The following is a 17,221-nucleotide window of genomic DNA, read 5'->3' as shown; positions in this document are numbered from 1 at the left end:
CGCAATTCACACATTGCCGTCGGTGACAGATTCAGGCGCTTCGTTTGGGATCGCGCCGGCGAACGAATTAAACAACATTTTTCGAAATAGCTCGAGGAGAGTACGACCATTCGCAGACCGTTCAAAGCGGACGCCCCCGTCAAGGAGGGGCCGCGCTCAAACAAGGAAATCCGGGTGCCCCGGGTTCAGCTTATCGACGCCGAAGGCCAGAACATCGGCGCCGTCCCGATCGACCAGGCGCTCCGTATGGCGGAGGAAGCCGGTCTTGATCTGGTGGAAATCGCGCCGAACTCCGAACCGCCGGTGTGCAAGATCCTCGATCTTGGCAAGCTGAAGTTCGCCAACCAGAAGAAGGCGGCCGAAGCGCGCAAGAAGCAGAAGATCGTCGAAATCAAAGAAATCAAGATGCGTCCCAACATCGACACGCACGATTATGACGTGAAGATGCGGGCGATGAACCGGTTCTTCGAGGACGGCGACAAGGTCAAGGTCACGCTGAAGTTCCGCGGTCGCGAAATGGCCCACCAGGAACTCGGCATGAAGCTTCTGCTGCAGGTCAAGGACGACACCCAGGCGATTGCCAAGGTGGAAGCCGAGCCGAAGCTCGAAGGCCGCCAGATGATGATGGTTCTCGCGCCGCGCTAAGCGCATGCCGCCCATCCGTCGAGATGACGAAAGCCGCCTCCGGGCGGCTTTTTTCGTTTGTGGGATCCTTCGGGCTTTGCTGACAGAATGCTGACAATCGCCCTCAGCGAGCTGTCAGGCGTCCCGTGGCATTCTCTCCGCATCGCATCGGGAGAAGGAGCCGAGATCATGACTTCAGTACTGCGCAAGGCCTTGCTCGTTTCTACGGTCGCCGTCTGCGGCCTCGTTTCGGCGCCGATTGGCGCTTCCCTCGTTGCCACCGGAGCGTCGAATCCCTTCTCGACCACGGCGCTCGCCGACGATGACGATGACGGCGACGATAACGGCGGTCGTGGTGGCGGCAATGACGACCGCGACGACGGTCGTCACAACGATCGAGACGATGACGATGATCGTGGCCCCGGTCATCGCGACGACGATGATGATGACCGCTTCGACGACATCGACGACGACTTCGATGATGCCCGAGATGATCATGAGATTGAGCTGCGGGTGACCGACGAAAATCTCCGGGGCCTGCGCAATGGTTCGCTGGTTGCCGTCGACAATCTCGGCCGTGTGCTCGAGGTCGAGGTGGAATACGAACATGGCGTTCGCGTCGTGACGGTCGAGCCGCACGACAGCGATATCCGGCGCAATCCGGGACCGGTCGGCAGCGTCTCCATCCGGCCGGCATTCTGATCAAGTCACAATTTGCCCGGCGCATTCGCCCCACACCATGCGCCGGAGCGATGGTCGGCCGTCACCAGCCCGCCCGGCGGCCCGACCCGGCAAGCGCATGCCCCTTGTGCCCGAAACGGCGCCGGGGGCATGCGCGTCGCTGGCGTTCTCGCCAAGGCTGGCATAGGCTCGCCCCGAACGATGCCCGCGGCGTCGCCGCAGACGAACCACCTGGCGGATGCTTGCGCAAACGCATTTGGAAGGACCCGACGCTGAGGAGCAGTTGCGACAGGATGAAGCCATGGCGATGACACGACGAGACCTGATCGCGCTCTTCTGCTGCTCGCTCCTGCTTTCGCTCGCGCCGCAGCCCGGCGGCATGGCGGCTCTCGCCAAGGATGACGACGACGATGATGACGGTGGCTCGCATGGCGGTGGCGGGCACGGCAACGACGATGATGACGAAGACGATGATGATGATGATGACGACGAAGACCTAGGGCCGGATGGTGCCGGCGGTATCCGTCGAAGCGATCAGGAGCGGGCGCGCGACGGCGTCGAAAAGGGCGACATCCTGCCGCTGAAGGAGGTTCTCCGGCTGGTCGACGAAGACAGATACGGCCAGGTCATTGCGGTCGATCTCAAGCGATCGGGTGGCAGCGAGATTTACCGGCTCCGCACCCGCGACGAGCAGGGCACGATCCGCAACCTGCGCATCAATGCTCGAACCGGCAAGTTCGTGAACATTTTCGGGTTCTAGAGGAACGACATGCGGATTCTTCTGGCGGAGGACGATCCCAACATCGCGGCCCATGTGGCAAGCCGGCTGGAGGCGGAAGGCTACGGCGTCGATACGCTCACCCATGGCCCGGATGTCTGGGAGCAAGGGGAGAGCGGTAACTACACCCTGGTCATCCTCGATCTCGGCCTGCCGGGCATGGACGGGCTGTCGATCCTGAAGCGTTGGCGGCAGGCGGGGCTGGAGACGCCGGTTCTGGTTCTGACGGCGCGCGGCTCTTGGATGGAGCGCGTCGACGGTTTCGATGCCGGGGCGGACGACTATCTGCCGAAACCCTTTCGGGCCGAGGAGCTTCTGGCGCGGCTGCGCGCCCTTCTGCGGCGCGCCGGTCCGCGTGTTGCGTCGGTGCGTGCTGCCGGACGCTTCACCCTCGACGAGGCGGGGCGCCGGGTGACCTTCGACGGGCTGCCGCTCGACCTCAGCCCGCTCGAATACCGCATGCTTGCACTGTTCGTGGAGCGCAAGGGGCAGGTTGTCACGCCGCTCGAGCTGGCAAGCCACGTTCAGGGCCGCGACGATGATGCCGCCAAGAACGCAGTGGAAGCGATGATTGCCCGTCTGCGCAAGAAGACGGAGAGCGGTGCGATCGAAACGCGGCGTGGATTTGGCTATGTCCTGCCGGACGGTGGCGCATGATCCGCTCGTTGCGGCTGAGGCTGGCAATCGGCGCATCGGTCGCCATCTGCCTGGTTCTGCTGGTGGTCTGGCTCTCCTTGAGCCGGCTTTTTACCGACTACGTTGCCGGGCGCTACCGCGCCGAAATGGCAACGCTCGTCGATACGGTTGCCGCCCAGGTGCGGGTGCGCAACGGTGAATTGGTGCTGCCGCGCGCGCCGGCCGATCCGCGCCTGAGCCTGCCGGCCGGCGGTCGCTACTGGCAGCTCGACCGCGACGGCGGCACTCCTCTGCGTTCGCGCTCCCTGTGGGACACGGTGATCGATGCCGATCGCCCGTCGGCGCCGCACCACCTGGGCTTCCTCGAAGCGGAGGGGCCGGATGGCGCGCCGATCCTTGTCTACCGCCAGGCCCTGACGCTTGGCGAAGGCGCGGATGCCAGGCAGTTCGCGGTTACTGCCGGCTTTGCGCGCAGCGAACTCGATGACGCTCTTTCCGCCTTTCACGGCCGTATCCGGCTGATGCTGCTGGCGACGGCCGTCGTGCTTGCCGGCGCCGCATTCCTGCAGGGTGCCCTCGGCCTTCTGCCACTGGTGCGGCTGCGGGAACGAGCCGCCCGCGTCCGGTCCGGCGAGGAGAAGGATTTTGGCCTGGCCGGGCCAAGTGAGGTGCAGCCGCTCGTCAGCGAAATCAATCTTCTGCTTGCGGAGCGCGCGACGGCGCTGGCGCAGGCCCGGGCGCGCGCCAGCGACCTCGCCCACGGGCTGAAGACGCCGCTGACGGTGCTGGCGCAACTCGCCGAAAGCCTGCCGAAACACCAGCGCGACATCGCGCTCGAACAGGTCGACCTCGTACGCCAGCGCGCCGACCGCCAGCTTCAGGCGGCCCGCATGGGCGTCGAGCGCATGGCAACGACCTTACTCGCCGATCTCGGCAACAAGCTGGTCAGCGTCCTGCGTCCCGTGACCGCGGAGCGCGACGTCGTCTGGGAGGTCGACATCGATCCGTCGATTTCACTCGACGTCGACCCGGCCGACCTTGCCGAATGTCTCGGCAATCTGCTCGACAATGCCGCCAAATGGGCGCGGGCGCGGATCCGGCTATCGGCCGAGGTGGTCGACGGGCGCGTGCGGATCACGGTCGGTGACGATGGGCCGGGGGTTGCCGAGGGCGACCGCGAGCAGGCGATGCGCCGCGGGGGGCATAGTGCCAATGCAGCGCCGGGCCACGCCTCCGGCAATGGCCTGGGGTTGGCGATCAGCGCCGATATAGCGGAGGCCTATGGCGCGACCATGTCGCTCGGGCAGTCGGCCCTGGGCGGTCTCGAGGTCGCGCTGATCTTCGACGTCGGCGGCGGCAGCCGGCGTCCGCGCGATCCGACCTGAGGCGCAATGCGTCGTCGCAAAAAAAAGGCGGCATGCGCAGGCGCCGAAGGCACTGGATCGCCGCTTGCAGCCCGCTCTTTCGATTCCCCAGTTGCGCTTTTCGGGATGTGCGGTTATAAGCCCCCGTCCGAACGGTCCGGCAGGGCATGCCGTGGCCGTTCTTAACGCTGGAAATGGACCTCGTCTGTCCGTTTCGATTCTTAAGAACAATGGAGTAGCAAAATGCCCAAGATGAAGACGAAATCGTCTGCCAAGAAGCGGTTCAAGATCACCGCGACCGGCAAGGTTCGTGCAGCAGCTGCTGGCAAGCGCCACGGCATGATCAAGCGTTCCAACAAGTTTATCCGCGACGCACGTGGAACCATGGTTCTCGCGGAGCCTGATGGCAAGAAGGTCATCAAGAACTACCTGCCCAACGGTCTCTAAGACTTTCAGGCATATTGGACACGTTAAGGAGATCATGACATGGCACGTGTAAAACGCGGCGTAACCGCTCACGCCAAGCACAAGAAGACGCTCAAGGCAGCCAAGGGCTTCTATGGCCGTCGCAAGAACACCATCCGCGCCGCCAAGGCAGCGGTTGACCGTTCGAAGCAGTTCGCTTACCGCGACCGCAAGGTCAACAAGCGCAACTTCCGCGCTCTCTGGATCCAGCGTATCAACGCTGCCGTCCGCGAATTCGGCCTGACCTACGGCCGCTTCATCGACGGCCTGAACAAGGCTGGCATCGAAGTTGACCGTAAGGTTCTGTCCGACATGGCTATCCATGAGCCGGCAGCATTCGGCGCCCTCGTCGAAGCTTCCAAGAAGGCGCTCGCCTATCTCAAGGAAGCCGGCACGGCAAACGAGTTTGAAAGCGCTGTTCGTTAAGCCAGCGTTTTCCCAAAATCGTTTTTGAAATTAGTTGGGAAACCCGCGCTGGCAGGGCTGGCGCGGGTTTTTCTTGTTTTACGGGACGAAAGTGTACCACGATCGAAGGGGACCATGCGCGGTCCCGGAGCTTGATGACGACGATATGACGTCTCTGCTGGCAGCGCTTGCAGCCGGCCGGGAGCGCGTTGAGCGCTGCGAGCTCAAGGATCGTATGGTCTGGATCAAGCGCTATCGTCGTCAGGGCCCTCGTCTTTGGCTGCGCACGCAAGCCTTCGTCGCGCGGGTCTGTGGCCTTCCGGTGCTGTTGCCGTCCCCGCTTCTCGACGTCGAGGGCATGATCGAGCGCGAAGTTCGCCAGATCGCGACCTTCTCCGCGGCCGGTTTCATGACGCCCGAGGTCGTCTACCGTGGGCCGAAGGTGCTGGTTCTCTCCCATCTTGGTCTGCCGGTCAGCAAGCATATGGGGCCGCTGCGCAACAGCGACGCCGCCGCGCACGATCAGCTGCTGGTGCGCTGCGCTGCGGAACTCGGGCGCCTGCACCGCGCAGGTCTCTGCCACGGACGTCCGCATCCGCGCGATTTCATCATCGACAACGGCGAATTCGGCTTCCTCGATTTCGAGGAGGTGCCTGCGAGCGTCATGCCGCTGGCGACCGCCCAGGCGCGCGACCTTTGGCTCCTGTTCCTGCAGGTGGCGAGCCGGGCCGTGCAGCCGGAAACCCCGGCCGCGGCCCTTGCCGCCTGGAAGCGCGCAGCGCCGGCGGAAGCCAGGCGGGCGCTCACCGAAATCATGCCGCTCTTCATCCGCTTCCTGCCGCTGGCGCGCTTCGTCCTGCGCTTCCGCAAGGGCAACGATATCATCCGTTTCATCGCTGCGACGGACTATCTGGCGGGTGCGACGCAATCACATTCCTGAAGACAAGAACCGATATAGAACCGAACCCATTCCCGCATCGAGGCAGGACAGAATGAGCGAACTGGAAACACTGGAACGGACACTCCTGGCGGACATCGACGCCGCCGGCGACGAAGGATCGATCGAGGCGGTGCGCGTCAACGCGCTCGGCAAGAAGGGCTCGATCTCCGAGCTCCTGAAGACGCTCGGCACCATGACGCCGGAAGAGCGCCAGACCCGCGGCGCGCAGATCAACGCGCTGAAGAACACGGTCGCCGAAGCGATCGCCGCCCGCAAGTCGGCGCTGAAGGACCAGGCGATCGCCGAGCGCCTGGCGCGCGAGACTGTCGATATCAGCCTGCCGGTCCGCTCCTCGCCGGCCGAGCGCGGCCGCATCCACCCGATCAGCCAGATCGTCGACGAGATCACCGCGATCTTCGGCGACATGGGCTTCTCGATCGCCGAAGGTCCGGACATCGAGACCGATTACTACAACTTCACGGCGCTGAACTTCCCCGAAGGTCATCCGGCCCGCGAGATGCACGATACGTTCTTCTTCAACCCGGATGAGAACGGCGATCGCAAGGTGCTGCGCACGCACACCTCGCCGGTGCAGATCCGCACGATGGAAGCGCAGAAGCCGCCGATCCGCATCATCATCCCCGGCAAGACCTACCGCCAGGATTCGGACGCGACCCACTCGCCGATGTTCCATCAGGTCGAAGGCCTGGTCATCGACAAGGCGGCCAACGTCGCCAATATGCGCTGGGTGCTGGAAGAATTCTGCAAGGCCTTCTTCGAGGTGGACCAGGTGACGATGCGCTTCCGCCCGTCCTTCTTCCCCTTCACCGAGCCGTCCTTCGAGGTCGACATCCAGTGCGACCGCTCCGGCCCGATCGTGAAATTCGGCGAGGGCACCGACTGGATGGAGATCCTCGGCTGCGGCATGGTGCACCCGAACGTGCTGCGCTCCGGCGGGCTCGATCCGGACGAGTACCAGGGCTTTGCCTGGGGCATGGGCCTCGATCGCATCGCCATGCTGAAATACGGCATGCCGGACCTGCGCGACTTCTTCAACGCCGACGTTCGCTGGATGACCCATTACGGCTTCCGCCCGCTGGACATGCCGACGCTGTTCGGCGGTCTCTCGGCCTGATCGCGCGTAGATATTTAGGACACAGGTGAAATCATGAAATTCACGCTTTCCTGGCTCAAGGACCACCTTGAAACCGACGCTTCGCTGGAAGACATCTGCGCGCGCCTGACGATGATCGGGCTCGAAGTGGAAGACGTCGACGACAAGGCCGCCTTCAAGCCCTTCGTCATCGCCAAGGTCGTTTCGGCCGAGCAGCATCCGAACGCCGACAAGCTGCGGGTACTGATGGTCGACACCGGCGCCGGCGCTCCGATCCAGGTCGTCTGCGGCGCACCGAATGCGCGCGCCGGCTTGGTCGGCGCCTTTGCAGCCCCCGGTACCTATGTTCCCGGCATCGACGTGACGCTCGCCGTCGGCACCATCCGTGGCGTCGAAAGCCGCGGCATGATGTGCTCGGAAAAGGAACTGCAGATCTCCGAGGACCACAACGGCATCATCGACCTTCCGGCCGACGCACCCGTTGGCACGAGCTATGCGACCTATGCCGGCCTCGACGATCCGATGATCGAGATCAACCTGACGCCGAACCGGCCGGATTGCACCAGCGTCTACGGCATTGCCCGTGACCTCGCCGCTTCCGGCCTCGGCACCTTGAAGGCGCGCAAGGCGCCGGCCTTCAAGGTGGAAGGCGACACGCCCACCAAGCTGACGCTCGATCTCGGCGAAGACAGGCATCTCTGCCCGGGCTTCTCGCTGCGCCTGGTGCGCGGCGTCAAGAACGGCCCGTCGCCGAAGTGGATGCAGCAGCGCCTGCTGGCGATTGGTCTCCGCCCGATCAATGCACTGGTCGACATCACCAACTACATGACCTTCGACCAGGGCCGGCCGATGCACGTCTTCGACGCCGCCAAGGTCAAGGGCAACCTGACGGTCCGCCGCGCCAAGGACGGCGAGACGGTGCTGGCGCTTGACCAGCGCGAATATAAGCTCGGTCCCAACAACGTGGTCATCGCCGACGAAAAGGCGATCGAGTCGATCGGCGGCGTCATGGGCGGCGAACATTCCGGCTGCGACGAGAACACCACCGACGTCCTGATCGAATCGGCTCTCTGGGACCCGATGAACATCGCCAAGACCGGCCGCACGCTCGGCATCATCACCGATGCGCGCTACCGCTTCGAGCGTGGCGTCGACCCGGAATATATGGTGCCCGGTCTCGAGCGCACCACCGAACTGGTGCTCGAGCTTTGCGGTGGCACCGCCGCCAAGGCGGAAGTGGTCGGTTATGCCGGCCATGAGCCGAAGATCGTCGACTTCCCGGTTTCCGAAGTGAAGCGCCTGACGGGCCTTGAGGTTTCCTCCGAGGAAAGCGTCTCGATCCTGAAAAAGCTCGGCTTCGGCGTGGAAGGTTCTGGCGACCGCTTCAAGGTGTCGGTTCCTTCCTGGCGTCCGGATGTCGACGGCAAGGCCGATCTCGTCGAAGAGGTCATGCGCATCCACGGCGTCGACAACATCGTTGCAGCCCCCTTGCCGAGCCATGGTACCGTCAACGGCAAGATCCTGACGACGCTGCAGATCCGCACGCGCCTTGCCAAGCGCGCGCTTGCCAGCCGCGGCATGCTCGAAGCCGTTACCTGGTCGTTCATCTCCGAAGAGCAGGCAAAGCTCTTTGGCGGCGGCGCACCGGCACTGAAGCTTGCTAACCCGATTGCCTCCGACATGTCGGACATGCGCCCGTCGCTGCTGCCGGGCCTTTTGACGGCTGCCCAGCGCAATGCCGACAAGGGTTTCGGCGACGTCGCGATCTTCGAAGTCTCCGGCACCTATGAAGGCGATACGGCGGACGCGCAGCGCCGCGTAGCCGGCGGCATTCGTCGCGGCACGGCTTCCTTGAACGGTGCAGGTCGTCTCTGGTCGAACGCCGCCAAGGGCGGCGGCAAGCCGGTCGACGTGTTCGACGCCAAGGCCGACGCGATTGCCGTGCTCGAAGCCTGCGGCGTGCCGATGGGCAACGTCCAGTTCGAACCGGGCGGTCCCGCTTGGTATCATCCGGGCCGCTCCGGCACGATCAAGCTCGGCCCGAAGATCGTTCTCGGCACCTTCGGCGAGTTCCATCCGAAGACGCTGGAAGCGCTCGACGTCTCCGGCGCACTCTGCGGCTTCGAGATCTATGTCGATGCCATGCCGGAGCCGAAGAAGAAGGCGACCCGCACCAAGCCGGCGCTCGATCTCTCGCCGTTCCAGGCGGTCAAGCGCGACTTTGCCTTCGTTGTCGACAAGGCCGTGGAAGCCGGCGCAATCCTGCGCGCCGCTTCGGGTGCCGACCGCAAGCTGGTGACCGGCGTCAGCGTCTTCGACGTCTTCGAGGGTGCATCGCTCGGCGAAGGCAAGAAGTCGATCGCCATCGAGGTGACCATCCAGCCGGTCGAGCGTACGCTCACCGACGAGGATTTCGAGGCGCTCACCGCCAAGATCGTCGCCAATGTGACGAAGACGACCGGCGGCGTACTGCGCGCCTGATCCGATCGACAAAACGGATACCGAAGGGCCGCTGCACCGCAGCGGCCCTTTTTCGTTGCGGCCTATTGCGCGCGCTGCATCAGCTCGATGCGGTTGCCGAACGGGTCGTTGACATAACATCTGCGGTAGCCGGCAAGCGGCTCGTCCTCGGCGATCGTCACGCCGCCGGCTTCGAGCCTGAGGATCATCCGCTCGAGATCGTCGACCAAAAAGGCCGGATGGGCCTTGCGCGCCGGCACGAAATCCTGGTCGATGCCGAGGTGCAGGCGGATGCTGCCCCGCTCGAACCAGCAGCCGCCACGGCCAAGCAGATTGGCGGGCTTGGCGACCTCCGTCAGCCCGAGCAACCCGCCATAGAAGCCGAGCGACAAGTCTTCGCCGCCTTCCAGTATCGCAAGCTGCACATGGTCGATGGCAAGCAGCCGGCTGGCCGATCTGGCCTCGGGTCCGCCGTCCGTCATTGCGCGTGCAGGTGATAGATCTTGTTGACGATCAGCCAACGGCCGTCGATCTTCACCAGCGACAGGTAATCGGAGAAGCGCTCTCCGGCGAAGCTGTCGATGACCTTCACCGTGGCGGCGTCGCCGGTGATGTCGATCATCTGCACGTCCATTTCCGGCTGTGTTCCGGGTGGTGCCGCACCGGTATCGAGGATCGCCTTGATGAAGCCGTCACGCGTCATCCATTCGAGCGCGCCCTGGTAGTTGCCGATGATCGCCGCATCGGGATGGAACGCCTTGCGCAGCGCCCCTTCGTTGGCAAATGCCATGCCGTCCACATAGAGGTGCACCACTGCACTGATCGCCTGCTCGTCGGACATCCCGCTCCTCCCCAGTTGCTTGTTGCTCAGAGGTAGTGCGTTCAGCGGGAATTTCGATGGGCATTCTCTCCGCTGCGGGAGCGGAGAGAAATTTTGGCTCAACGATTGGTGAGTGCCAGCGAGGCGTCGGTGTAGCGTTTTCCTGCGACCAGGGTCGGCGAGAGTGCGTCGGACAGCCGGGTGGTTTCTTCGACCGTGAGCCGGATTTCCGCAGCGGCGGCGTTCTGCTCCAGATGGTCGAGCTTGCGGGCACCTGGGATCGGCACGATGAAATCGCCTTGGTTGATGACCCAGGCGAGCGCCAGCTGGGCGGCGGTCACGCCCTTCTCCTCGGCCAGCGCTTGCAGCGTCTCGACCAGTCGGACGTTGGCGTCGAAGTTCTCCGCCTGGAACCGCGGCAGCGAGCGGCGAAAATCGTCGGCTTCCAGATCCTCGGCTTTGCGGATCGCGCCGGTCAGCATGCCGCGTCCAAGCGGGCTGTATGGCACGAAACCGATGCCGAGTTCGCGGCAAGTGGCAAGCACGTCTTCTTCCGGATCGCGCGTCCACAGCGAATACTCGCTCTGCACCGCGGCGATCGGATGAACCTTGTGGGCGCGGCGGATGGTGGCGGCACTCGCTTCCGAGAGACCGAGCGCCCGCACCTTGCCCTCGCGCACCAGCTCGGCCATGGCGCCGACGGTGTCCTCGATCGGTACGTCAGGGTCGACGCGGTGCTGGTAGTAGAGATCGATGACATCTGTGCCGAGCCGCTTGAGCGAGGCTTCCGCTACCGCCTTCGCATGCTCCGGCCGGCCGTCGACGCCCCTGATCGCCTGGACGCTCGGCACGCCGGTCTCGATGCGGAAGCCGAACTTGGTGGCGATGACCACCTTGTCACGCACCGGGCCGAGCGCCTTGCCGACGAGTTTTTCGTTCTCGAAGGGACCATAGACTTCGGCCGTGTCGAAGAAGGTGACGCCGAGATCGACGGCGCGCTGCAGCGTGCGGATCGATTCCGCTTCGTCCGCAGCGCCATAGGCGAAACTCATGCCCATGCATCCAAGGCCGATGGTGGAGACGGTAAGCTCACTTCCGAGTTTGCGGGTCTTCATGTCGTGTCCTTTATGGCTGCCATGCGTCGGAGCTAGCGCGTTGGGAGCGCACGTCTATCTTCCGAGGCATGAAATGGTGGGTGGCACCGCCGCCCACGCCCTTTTGTGGCGGCGCGACGGGTTCCTCTGCCTCATCGCCAGACGAGCTCCTCGCTTCGTCCTGACGCTGGCGACATGTGAAGAATAGGGCTCGATGGGGCGGCTGAAAATCACTGTCAATTCTCACGGGCTGTTCTATTATTTCGATCAATGAACAGAACACAGCTCTCCCAACTCGCGGTATTGGCCGCCGTCGCCGCCCACGGCAGCTTTCGTGGTGCCGCGCGCGAACTGGGTGTCGCACCTTCGGCCGTCAGCCACGCCATCGGCAGCCTCGAGGCGAGCCTCGGCATTCGTCTGCTGGCCCGTACCACCCGCAGCGTCGCCCCGACGGAGGAGGGGCGCCGGCTGCTCGAACGGTTGGCGCCGGCGCTCGACGAGATCGCCCATGCACTGGAGGCAGCCGCCGACGCCCGCGAGCGCCCGGCCGGCAATCTGCGCATCACCGCACCGCGGTTCGCTGCCGATCTGATCCTGGCGCCGCGCCTGGGCGCCTTCCTGGATCGGTATCCCGAGATCGTGCTCGAAATCGCCAACGAGGACGGCTTCACCGATATCGTCGAAGAAGGTTTCGACGCCGGCATCCGGCTCGGCGAGAGCCTGGAGGCCGACATGATCGCGGTGAAGGTCGGCCCGGAGCTGGAAAGCGCCGTCGTCGCGTCTCCCGAATATTTCCAACGCTATGGCCGGCCGCAGCATCCGCGCGACCTCGCGCAGCATCGCTGCATCCGCCGGCGCTTCTCCAACGGCACGCTCTATCGCTGGGAATTCGAGAAGCATGGCGAGGAATTGACGGTATCGGTCGAGGGACCGCTGATCCTTGGCGAGGACCGGCCGATCATCAAGGCGACAATGGGCGGCGCCGGTCTCGCCTATCTCTTCCTCTCACGGGTCGAGACCGCGATTGCCGAAGAGAAGCTGGTGCGCGTCATGGAGGACTGGTGCGCGCCCTATGCCGGCCCCTATCTCTACTATCCGAGCCGCCGGCAGATGCGGCCGGCACTGCGCGCTTTCATCGACTTCTTCCGGCACAGCGGATAGCAGCCGGCGCAAAATCGGGTGGCGCGACGGGCCCGGATCTGGAATGCCATTGGTTTCGTGTCTTGATGAGAGGAAGGCCTATGAAAAAGCCCGGTTCGATGAAGGGTCTTGAAGATCTCGGCCGGGTGCGGCTTTCTCGAAACTTCTTCTTTCGCGATTTCCTGCATTCGGAAATCGCCGACTTCTACCGTATCCCGAACATTCCCGATGATCCGGATCTGGCGATCGAGGCCGGGCGCCGTCTCTGCGAGGAACTGCTGGAACCGCTGGAAGCGACCTTCGGCCGCCTCGTCATCCGCTCGGGCTACCGCAACCGCGCCGTCAACGGCTTCGGCAATGCCAATGGGCTCAACTGCTCGACCAATGCGGCCTCTGCCGCCGACCACATCTGGGACATGCGCGATGCCGACGGGTGCATCGGCGCCACCGCCTGCATCGTCATTCCCTGGGTCTGGGATCGACGCGGCGAGATCGGCGGCTGGCAGTCGATCGCCTGGTGGATCCACGACCATCTGCCCTACGCCTCGCTCTGCTTTTTCCCAAAGCTATGGGCTTTCAACATCCAGTGGCACGAGCGGCCGGCGCGCCGGATCATGAGCTTCGTCGAGCCGCGCGGTGTCCTGACCAAGGCCGGCATGGCGAACCAGGCCGGCCGCCACGCCGAGGCCTATGCCGGGTTTCCGGATTTGAGGGCTGCGCCGATATTCACCTTGTAGCGCACATGCTCGTCGGTGCCGGAGTAGCGGTCATAGAGCCGCCGCGCCGTCGCATTGTCGGCCTCGGTGTACCAGTAGAGCCGGTCCCAGCCCTTCTCCTGGCAATGCGCAATGAGATCGTCGATCATCGCCCGCGCCACGCCCTGGCCGCGCGCTGCAGGATCGACATAGAGATCCTCGATGTAGCAGATCGGCCGGCGAAAGAAGGTGGCGAGCTGCTCCTGGCAGATCGCAAAGCCGACCACCTGCCCGTCGAGCATCGCCAGCCGCGCAAAGAGCGGTGCGGCGGGATCCATAAGCCTCTTCCAGGTGAGGTCGATGATGTCTTCGGCGAGATCGGTGCCGGAAAAGGCGACATAGCCAGCCCAGAGGCGGCGCCAGTCCGCCTCGTCGCCGCCAGTCGCGGCGCGTATCGTCAATGCCATTGTGTGGTTTTTGCTCCCGTCACTCACCGACGTCGTTGAGTTTTTGCACCGCCTCGTCCGACAACTTGAGTTCCGCGGAGCGAATGAGGCTTTGCAATTGCTCAAGGCTGGTGGCGCTGGCGATCGGCGCTGTGACGCCCTTGCGTGTCCGGATCCAGGCGAGCGCGATTTCCGCCTGGGTCGCGCCCGTGTTGGCCGCGATGTCGTCGAGAACGCCTAGGATGCGCATGCCGCGTCCGTCGAGATATTTCTCGACGCCGCTGCCGCGCACGGAGCCTTCGAGGTCCTTGTGGGTGCGGTATTTCCCCGAAAGGAAGCCCCGCGCCAGCCCGAAATAGCTGATGACGCCGATCTCCTCGGCGATGCAGAGGTCGCGCAGCGGTCCTTCGAATGCGTCGCGGTCGTAGAGATTATATTCCGGCTGCAGCACCTGATAGCGGGGCAGGCCCTGGTTGGCGGACACGTCGAGCGCCTCGCGCAGTTGCAGCGAGTTCAGGTTGGAGGCGCCGATCGCCCGCACCTTGCCTTCGGACAGAAGCTGGTCATAGGCCGCAAGCGTCTCCTCGTAAGGCGTGTCGGGGTCTGGCCAGTGCGAGAGATAAAGATCGATATGGTCGGTCTGTAGCCGCTTCAGCGAATCTTCGACCGCCTGCAGGATCCAGCGGCGCGAAAGCCCCTTGCGGTCGGGGCCGAGCTCCGAGCCGACCTTGGTGACGATGACGGCCTTGTCGCGCGACCGGCCCGACTGTTTCAGCCACTTGCCGATGATCGTTTCGGACTCGCCGCCCTGATTGCCGGGCGCCCAGGAGGAATAGACATCGGCGGTGTCGATGGCATTGAAGCCGGCATCGAAAAAGGCGTCGAGCAGCGCGAAAGAGGTCTTCTCGTCGGCGGTCCAGCCGAAGACATTGCCGCCGAAGACGAGGGGCGCGATTGTCAGGTCGGTGCGGCCAAGTCTCAGTTTTTCCATGGTTTCGCTCCATTGGACTGGATGAGGGCATGTTGCGATCGGGAGGATTGCGAAGGAAAGATAGGGCAGAAAAGCTGACATTGTCACCCGCCTTTCGGCAATTTTCTGCACGTCGTACTTCTTCGCCAAACCGCTCACTGCCGCTTGCTAGGTACGTACCTCGGCGCTAGTCTCTGCCACCAAATCAGGGAGCCTTGTCATGTTACGTTTCGGAATTCTGTCCACGGCCAGGATCGGCCGCGACCTCGTCGTGCCGGCCATTCAGGATGCGGAAAACGCCGTCGTCTCGGCTGTCGCCAGCCGCGACTTCGCCAAGGCCCGGGCAATGGCCGATCGCTTCTCCGCGCCGCACGCCTTCGGTTCCTACGAAGAGATGCTCGCTTCCGATGTCATCGATGCGGTCTACATTCCGCTGCCGACGGCGCAACATGTGGAGTGGTCGGTCAAGGCCGCCAATGCCGGCAAGCATGTGCTTTGCGAAAAGCCGATTGCCCTGCGCGCCTCTGAGATCGACCAGCTCATCGCCGCACGTGACCGCAACGGCGTCGTAATCGCCGAAGCCTTCATGGTCACCTATAGCCCGGTCTGGCGAAAGGTCCGCTCCCTGATCGCCGAAGGCGCGATCGGCCGGCTCCGCCACGTCCAGGGCGCCTTCACCTATTTCAACCGCGACCCCAACAACATGCGCAACATCCCGGCGCTCGGTGGCGGCGGTCTGCCGGATATCGGCGTATACCCGACGATCACCACCCGCTTCGTCACGGCCAAGGAGCCGGTGCGCGTTCAGGCAAACACCGATCGCGATCCGGAATTCGGCACGGATATCTATTCGAGCGTGCGCGCCGATTTCGGCGACTTCGAGCTGAGCTTCTACATCTCCACCCAGTTGGCGGCCCGCCAGGTCATGGTCTTCCATGGCGACAAGGGCTTCATCGAGGTGAAGTCGCCCTTCAACGCTGACCGCTATGGCCGCGAGGAAGTGGAGTTGACGAACCAGAACCACGCCCAATCCCAGCTTTTCCGCTTCCAGGACGCGCGCCAGTACAAGCTCCAGGCGGAGGCTTTCGCCCGCGCGGCCAAGGGCGAGGACGAGGAAGTGGTGACGCTGGAAAACTCCCGCCTCAATCAGAAATTCATCGACGCGATCTACCGCGCCAGCGCCAAGGACGGTTGGGAGACCATCTGATCAACGGAAAGGGCCCGCTGGTTTTGCCGGCAGGCCCCTTCCTCTTCATCTCCAGCGATCATCCCGTCAGGCAATCGCTGCCTGTTCCCGCGCAAGGCCGCGCAGCTTGAAGATCAGAAAGTCGGCGACCGTGATCAGGCCGATGACGATGAAGCCGATACCCGCGACAGTGAGGAACGGGTAAGCCGCGACCAGCAGTGCTACGCTTGCCACCTGCCAAAGGATGTCGCCAGCGATGCTGACGCGTGCCGCTGCTGCGACCGGCCCGCCGTTGCGCGCCGCGGCAAGGTGGAAGATCCCCCAAAATACCAACCCGACGCCGAGGATCTTCATCATCGGCGCTGTCGCGGCGGGGCTGAAGAGCGAAGCAAGCGGGGCGGCAAAAAGGATCAGCACGGCGCCGACGGCAAGAGAGTAGACGCCGTCGGCAAGGAAGGTCTTGTTGAGCAGGCTGCGGTTCGAGAGGTTCATCGTCGGCTCCATCGGTTTGTCGATGACCGGAGATTGCCGGTTCGGTGTCATCAAACCAATTACCTCTGAGGTAATGGATTTTACGACCGGCGCGCGCCACTCTCCGGCAGAACGGAGAATCACGATCCATGCAGTTTGGTGAACATCTGAAGGAATGGCGCGGGCATCGCCGCATGAGCCAGCTTGATCTTGCGGTTGCCGCCGGCATCTCGGCGCGCCACCTGTCCTTTCTCGAAACCGGCCGCTCGAAACCGTCGGAGGGCATGATCCTGCGGCTGGCCTCCGTGCTGGAAGTCCCCGCTCGCGACCAGGGCACGCTGTTTTCGGCAGCCGGCTATCGACCGCGCATGGCGACGCGGCCCGCCGCCGGGCTGGACGCCATGCCGCCGGTCGTTGCCAATGCCATCAGGCTGATCCTGGCGCGCCACGATCCCTATCCGGGGCTGGTGCTCGATCACGAGTATACGCTGCTGGTCGTTAATCCGGCGCTGGCGAGCTTGGCGGTTGCCGCCGACATTCCGTTCCAGCCCGGCGAGAACTTTCTCGACACGTTTCTCGGTGACGACAATGTGCGCAAGCTGGTCGTCAACTGGGAGGCCGCGGCCGCCGATCTGGTGCAGCGGGTCAGAACCGAAGCCTGGCTGCAGGGTCCCCGCAGCCGCCTCGGCAAGCGCCTGGAAAAAGCGGCGTCCAATCCGGCCGTGGCGCGTGCGACCGAAAACCATCCGGACACTGACCGGTTGCCGGTGCTGCCGATCGAGCTCGACATCGGCGGCTTGCGCTTAAGCTTCATCACCACGCTTCAGACCTTCGGCTCGACCCAGGATGCGCTGGTCGAGGGGGTGCTGATCGAATCCTTCTTTCCGGCCGACGAGGAGACCAGGGCGTTTTTCGAACGCAAGGGATGATCG

Annotated in this window: 21 protein-coding genes; 14 read left to right on the top strand and 7 right to left on the bottom strand. The window is 63.9% G+C overall.

Features of this window, described 5'->3' with window-relative positions; genetic code table 11:
* Positions 1-108 precede the first annotated feature (108 nt).
* Positions 109-645, top strand: coding sequence for a translation initiation factor IF-3 (infC, locus tag OVA00_RS18110; RefSeq protein ID WP_034804663.1), 537 nt, complete (start codon positions 109-111; stop codon positions 643-645).
* Positions 646-819: 174 nt separating this feature from the next.
* Here the strand turns inward: infC and OVA00_RS18105 are convergent, their stop codons facing one another.
* Positions 820-1,122 carry a hypothetical protein gene (locus OVA00_RS18105; protein ID WP_060519580.1) on the bottom strand — a complete coding sequence of 101 codons (303 nt, stop codon included), beginning with the start codon at positions 1,120-1,122 and terminating at the stop codon, positions 820-822.
* Positions 1,123-1,137: 15 nt separating this feature from the next.
* On the opposite strand from OVA00_RS18105, the gene OVA00_RS18100 reads away from it, so the two are divergent.
* The 9 genes from OVA00_RS18100 to pheT all read left to right on the top strand — a co-directional run bounded on the left by OVA00_RS18100 (position 1,138) and on the right by pheT (position 9,488).
* Positions 1,138-1,326 (top strand): hypothetical protein, encoded by a 189-nt coding sequence (locus OVA00_RS18100; protein WP_029742436.1) that lies wholly within the window; start codon positions 1,138-1,140, stop codon positions 1,324-1,326.
* Positions 1,327-1,606: 280 nt separating this feature from the next.
* A complete protein-coding gene (locus OVA00_RS18095) occupies positions 1,607-2,065 on the top strand; it encodes a PepSY domain-containing protein (protein ID WP_268089420.1) in 459 nt (152 codons plus the stop codon).
* A 9-nt stretch (positions 2,066-2,074) separates the two neighbouring features.
* On the top strand, positions 2,075-2,740 hold the full coding sequence (locus tag OVA00_RS18090; RefSeq protein WP_268089419.1) for a response regulator transcription factor: 666 nt from the start codon (positions 2,075-2,077) through the stop codon (positions 2,738-2,740).
* Entirely contained in the window at positions 2,737-4,104 is a 1,368-nt protein-coding gene (locus tag OVA00_RS18085; protein ID WP_134885635.1) for a sensor histidine kinase, read from the top strand. The genes OVA00_RS18090 and OVA00_RS18085 overlap by 4 nt, the downstream gene beginning before the upstream one ends.
* Positions 4,105-4,326: 222 nt before the next feature.
* Positions 4,327-4,530 (top strand): 50S ribosomal protein L35, encoded by a 204-nt coding sequence (rpmI, locus tag OVA00_RS18080; RefSeq protein ID WP_025425550.1) that lies wholly within the window; start codon positions 4,327-4,329, stop codon positions 4,528-4,530.
* 39 nt (positions 4,531-4,569) lie between these two features.
* Complete coding sequence (gene rplT, locus OVA00_RS18075) at positions 4,570-4,974, top strand: 50S ribosomal protein L20 (RefSeq protein ID WP_029742440.1); 405 nt, start codon at positions 4,570-4,572, stop codon at positions 4,972-4,974.
* Between the two features lie 145 nt (positions 4,975-5,119).
* On the top strand, positions 5,120-5,893 hold the full coding sequence (locus OVA00_RS18070; protein ID WP_268089418.1) for a serine/threonine protein phosphatase: 774 nt from the start codon (positions 5,120-5,122) through the stop codon (positions 5,891-5,893).
* A 52-nt stretch (positions 5,894-5,945) separates the two neighbouring features.
* Positions 5,946-7,028, top strand: a complete 1,083-nt coding sequence (gene pheS, locus OVA00_RS18065) for a phenylalanine--tRNA ligase subunit alpha (protein WP_029742442.1) — start codon at positions 5,946-5,948, stop codon at positions 7,026-7,028.
* Positions 7,029-7,061: 33 nt separating this feature from the next.
* Positions 7,062-9,488, top strand: a complete 2,427-nt coding sequence (gene pheT / locus OVA00_RS18060; RefSeq protein WP_268089417.1) for a phenylalanine--tRNA ligase subunit beta — start codon at positions 7,062-7,064, stop codon at positions 9,486-9,488.
* A gap of 62 nt (positions 9,489-9,550) precedes the next feature.
* On the opposite strand, the gene OVA00_RS18055 is transcribed toward pheT, so the two are convergent.
* The 3 genes from OVA00_RS18055 to OVA00_RS18045 all read right to left on the bottom strand — a co-directional run bounded on the left by OVA00_RS18055 (position 9,551) and on the right by OVA00_RS18045 (position 11,402).
* Complete coding sequence (locus tag OVA00_RS18055; RefSeq protein ID WP_268089416.1) at positions 9,551-9,949, bottom strand: VOC family protein; 399 nt, start codon at positions 9,947-9,949, stop codon at positions 9,551-9,553.
* Positions 9,946-10,308: a nuclear transport factor 2 family protein gene (locus OVA00_RS18050; protein ID WP_034804642.1), complete on the bottom strand. Its 363-nt coding sequence runs from the start codon at positions 10,306-10,308 to the stop codon at positions 9,946-9,948. Before OVA00_RS18050 ends, OVA00_RS18055 begins: the two co-directional genes overlap by 4 nt.
* A 98-nt stretch (positions 10,309-10,406) precedes the next feature.
* A complete protein-coding gene (locus tag OVA00_RS18045; RefSeq protein WP_034804639.1) occupies positions 10,407-11,402 on the bottom strand; it encodes an aldo/keto reductase in 996 nt (331 codons plus the stop codon).
* 249 nt (positions 11,403-11,651) lie between these two features.
* Between OVA00_RS18045 and OVA00_RS18040 the strand changes: the two genes are divergently transcribed.
* Together OVA00_RS18040 and OVA00_RS18035 are read left to right on the top strand one after the other, a co-directional pair.
* Positions 11,652-12,542 (top strand): LysR family transcriptional regulator, encoded by an 891-nt coding sequence (locus OVA00_RS18040; RefSeq protein WP_268089415.1) that lies wholly within the window; start codon positions 11,652-11,654, stop codon positions 12,540-12,542.
* 80 nt (positions 12,543-12,622) lie between these two features.
* A complete protein-coding gene (locus tag OVA00_RS18035) occupies positions 12,623-13,258 on the top strand; it encodes a hypothetical protein (RefSeq protein WP_060519598.1) in 636 nt (211 codons plus the stop codon).
* On the opposite strand, the gene OVA00_RS18030 is transcribed toward OVA00_RS18035, so the two are convergent.
* The gene (locus OVA00_RS18030; protein WP_029742450.1) at positions 13,210-13,683 is read right to left on the bottom strand and encodes a GNAT family N-acetyltransferase; all 474 of its coding nucleotides are present in this window, start codon (positions 13,681-13,683) and stop codon (positions 13,210-13,212) included. The genes OVA00_RS18035 and OVA00_RS18030 overlap by 49 nt on opposite strands.
* A 19-nt stretch (positions 13,684-13,702) precedes the next feature.
* A complete protein-coding gene (locus tag OVA00_RS18025) occupies positions 13,703-14,653 on the bottom strand; it encodes an aldo/keto reductase (RefSeq protein WP_268089414.1) in 951 nt (316 codons plus the stop codon).
* Between the two features lie 199 nt (positions 14,654-14,852).
* Between OVA00_RS18025 and OVA00_RS18020 the strand changes: the two genes are divergently transcribed.
* The gene (locus tag OVA00_RS18020) at positions 14,853-15,839 is read left to right on the top strand and encodes a Gfo/Idh/MocA family protein (protein WP_029742452.1); all 987 of its coding nucleotides are present in this window, start codon (positions 14,853-14,855) and stop codon (positions 15,837-15,839) included.
* A gap of 66 nt (positions 15,840-15,905) precedes the next feature.
* On the opposite strand, the gene OVA00_RS18015 is transcribed toward OVA00_RS18020, so the two are convergent.
* Positions 15,906-16,361, bottom strand: coding sequence for a hypothetical protein (locus tag OVA00_RS18015; RefSeq protein WP_051659679.1), 456 nt, complete (start codon positions 16,359-16,361; stop codon positions 15,906-15,908).
* A gap of 77 nt (positions 16,362-16,438) precedes the next feature.
* Between OVA00_RS18015 and OVA00_RS18010 the strand changes: the two genes are divergently transcribed.
* Positions 16,439-17,218 (top strand): helix-turn-helix domain-containing protein, encoded by a 780-nt coding sequence (locus OVA00_RS18010; protein ID WP_034804627.1) that lies wholly within the window; start codon positions 16,439-16,441, stop codon positions 17,216-17,218.
* Positions 17,219-17,221 lie beyond the last annotated feature (3 nt).

Origin of the sequence: Ensifer sp. SL37, assembly GCF_026672675.1 — a bacterium.
GTDB classification, from domain to species: domain Bacteria; phylum Pseudomonadota; class Alphaproteobacteria; order Rhizobiales; family Rhizobiaceae; genus Ensifer; species Ensifer adhaerens.
This window is presented reverse-complemented; position numbering and strand designations above follow the sequence as displayed.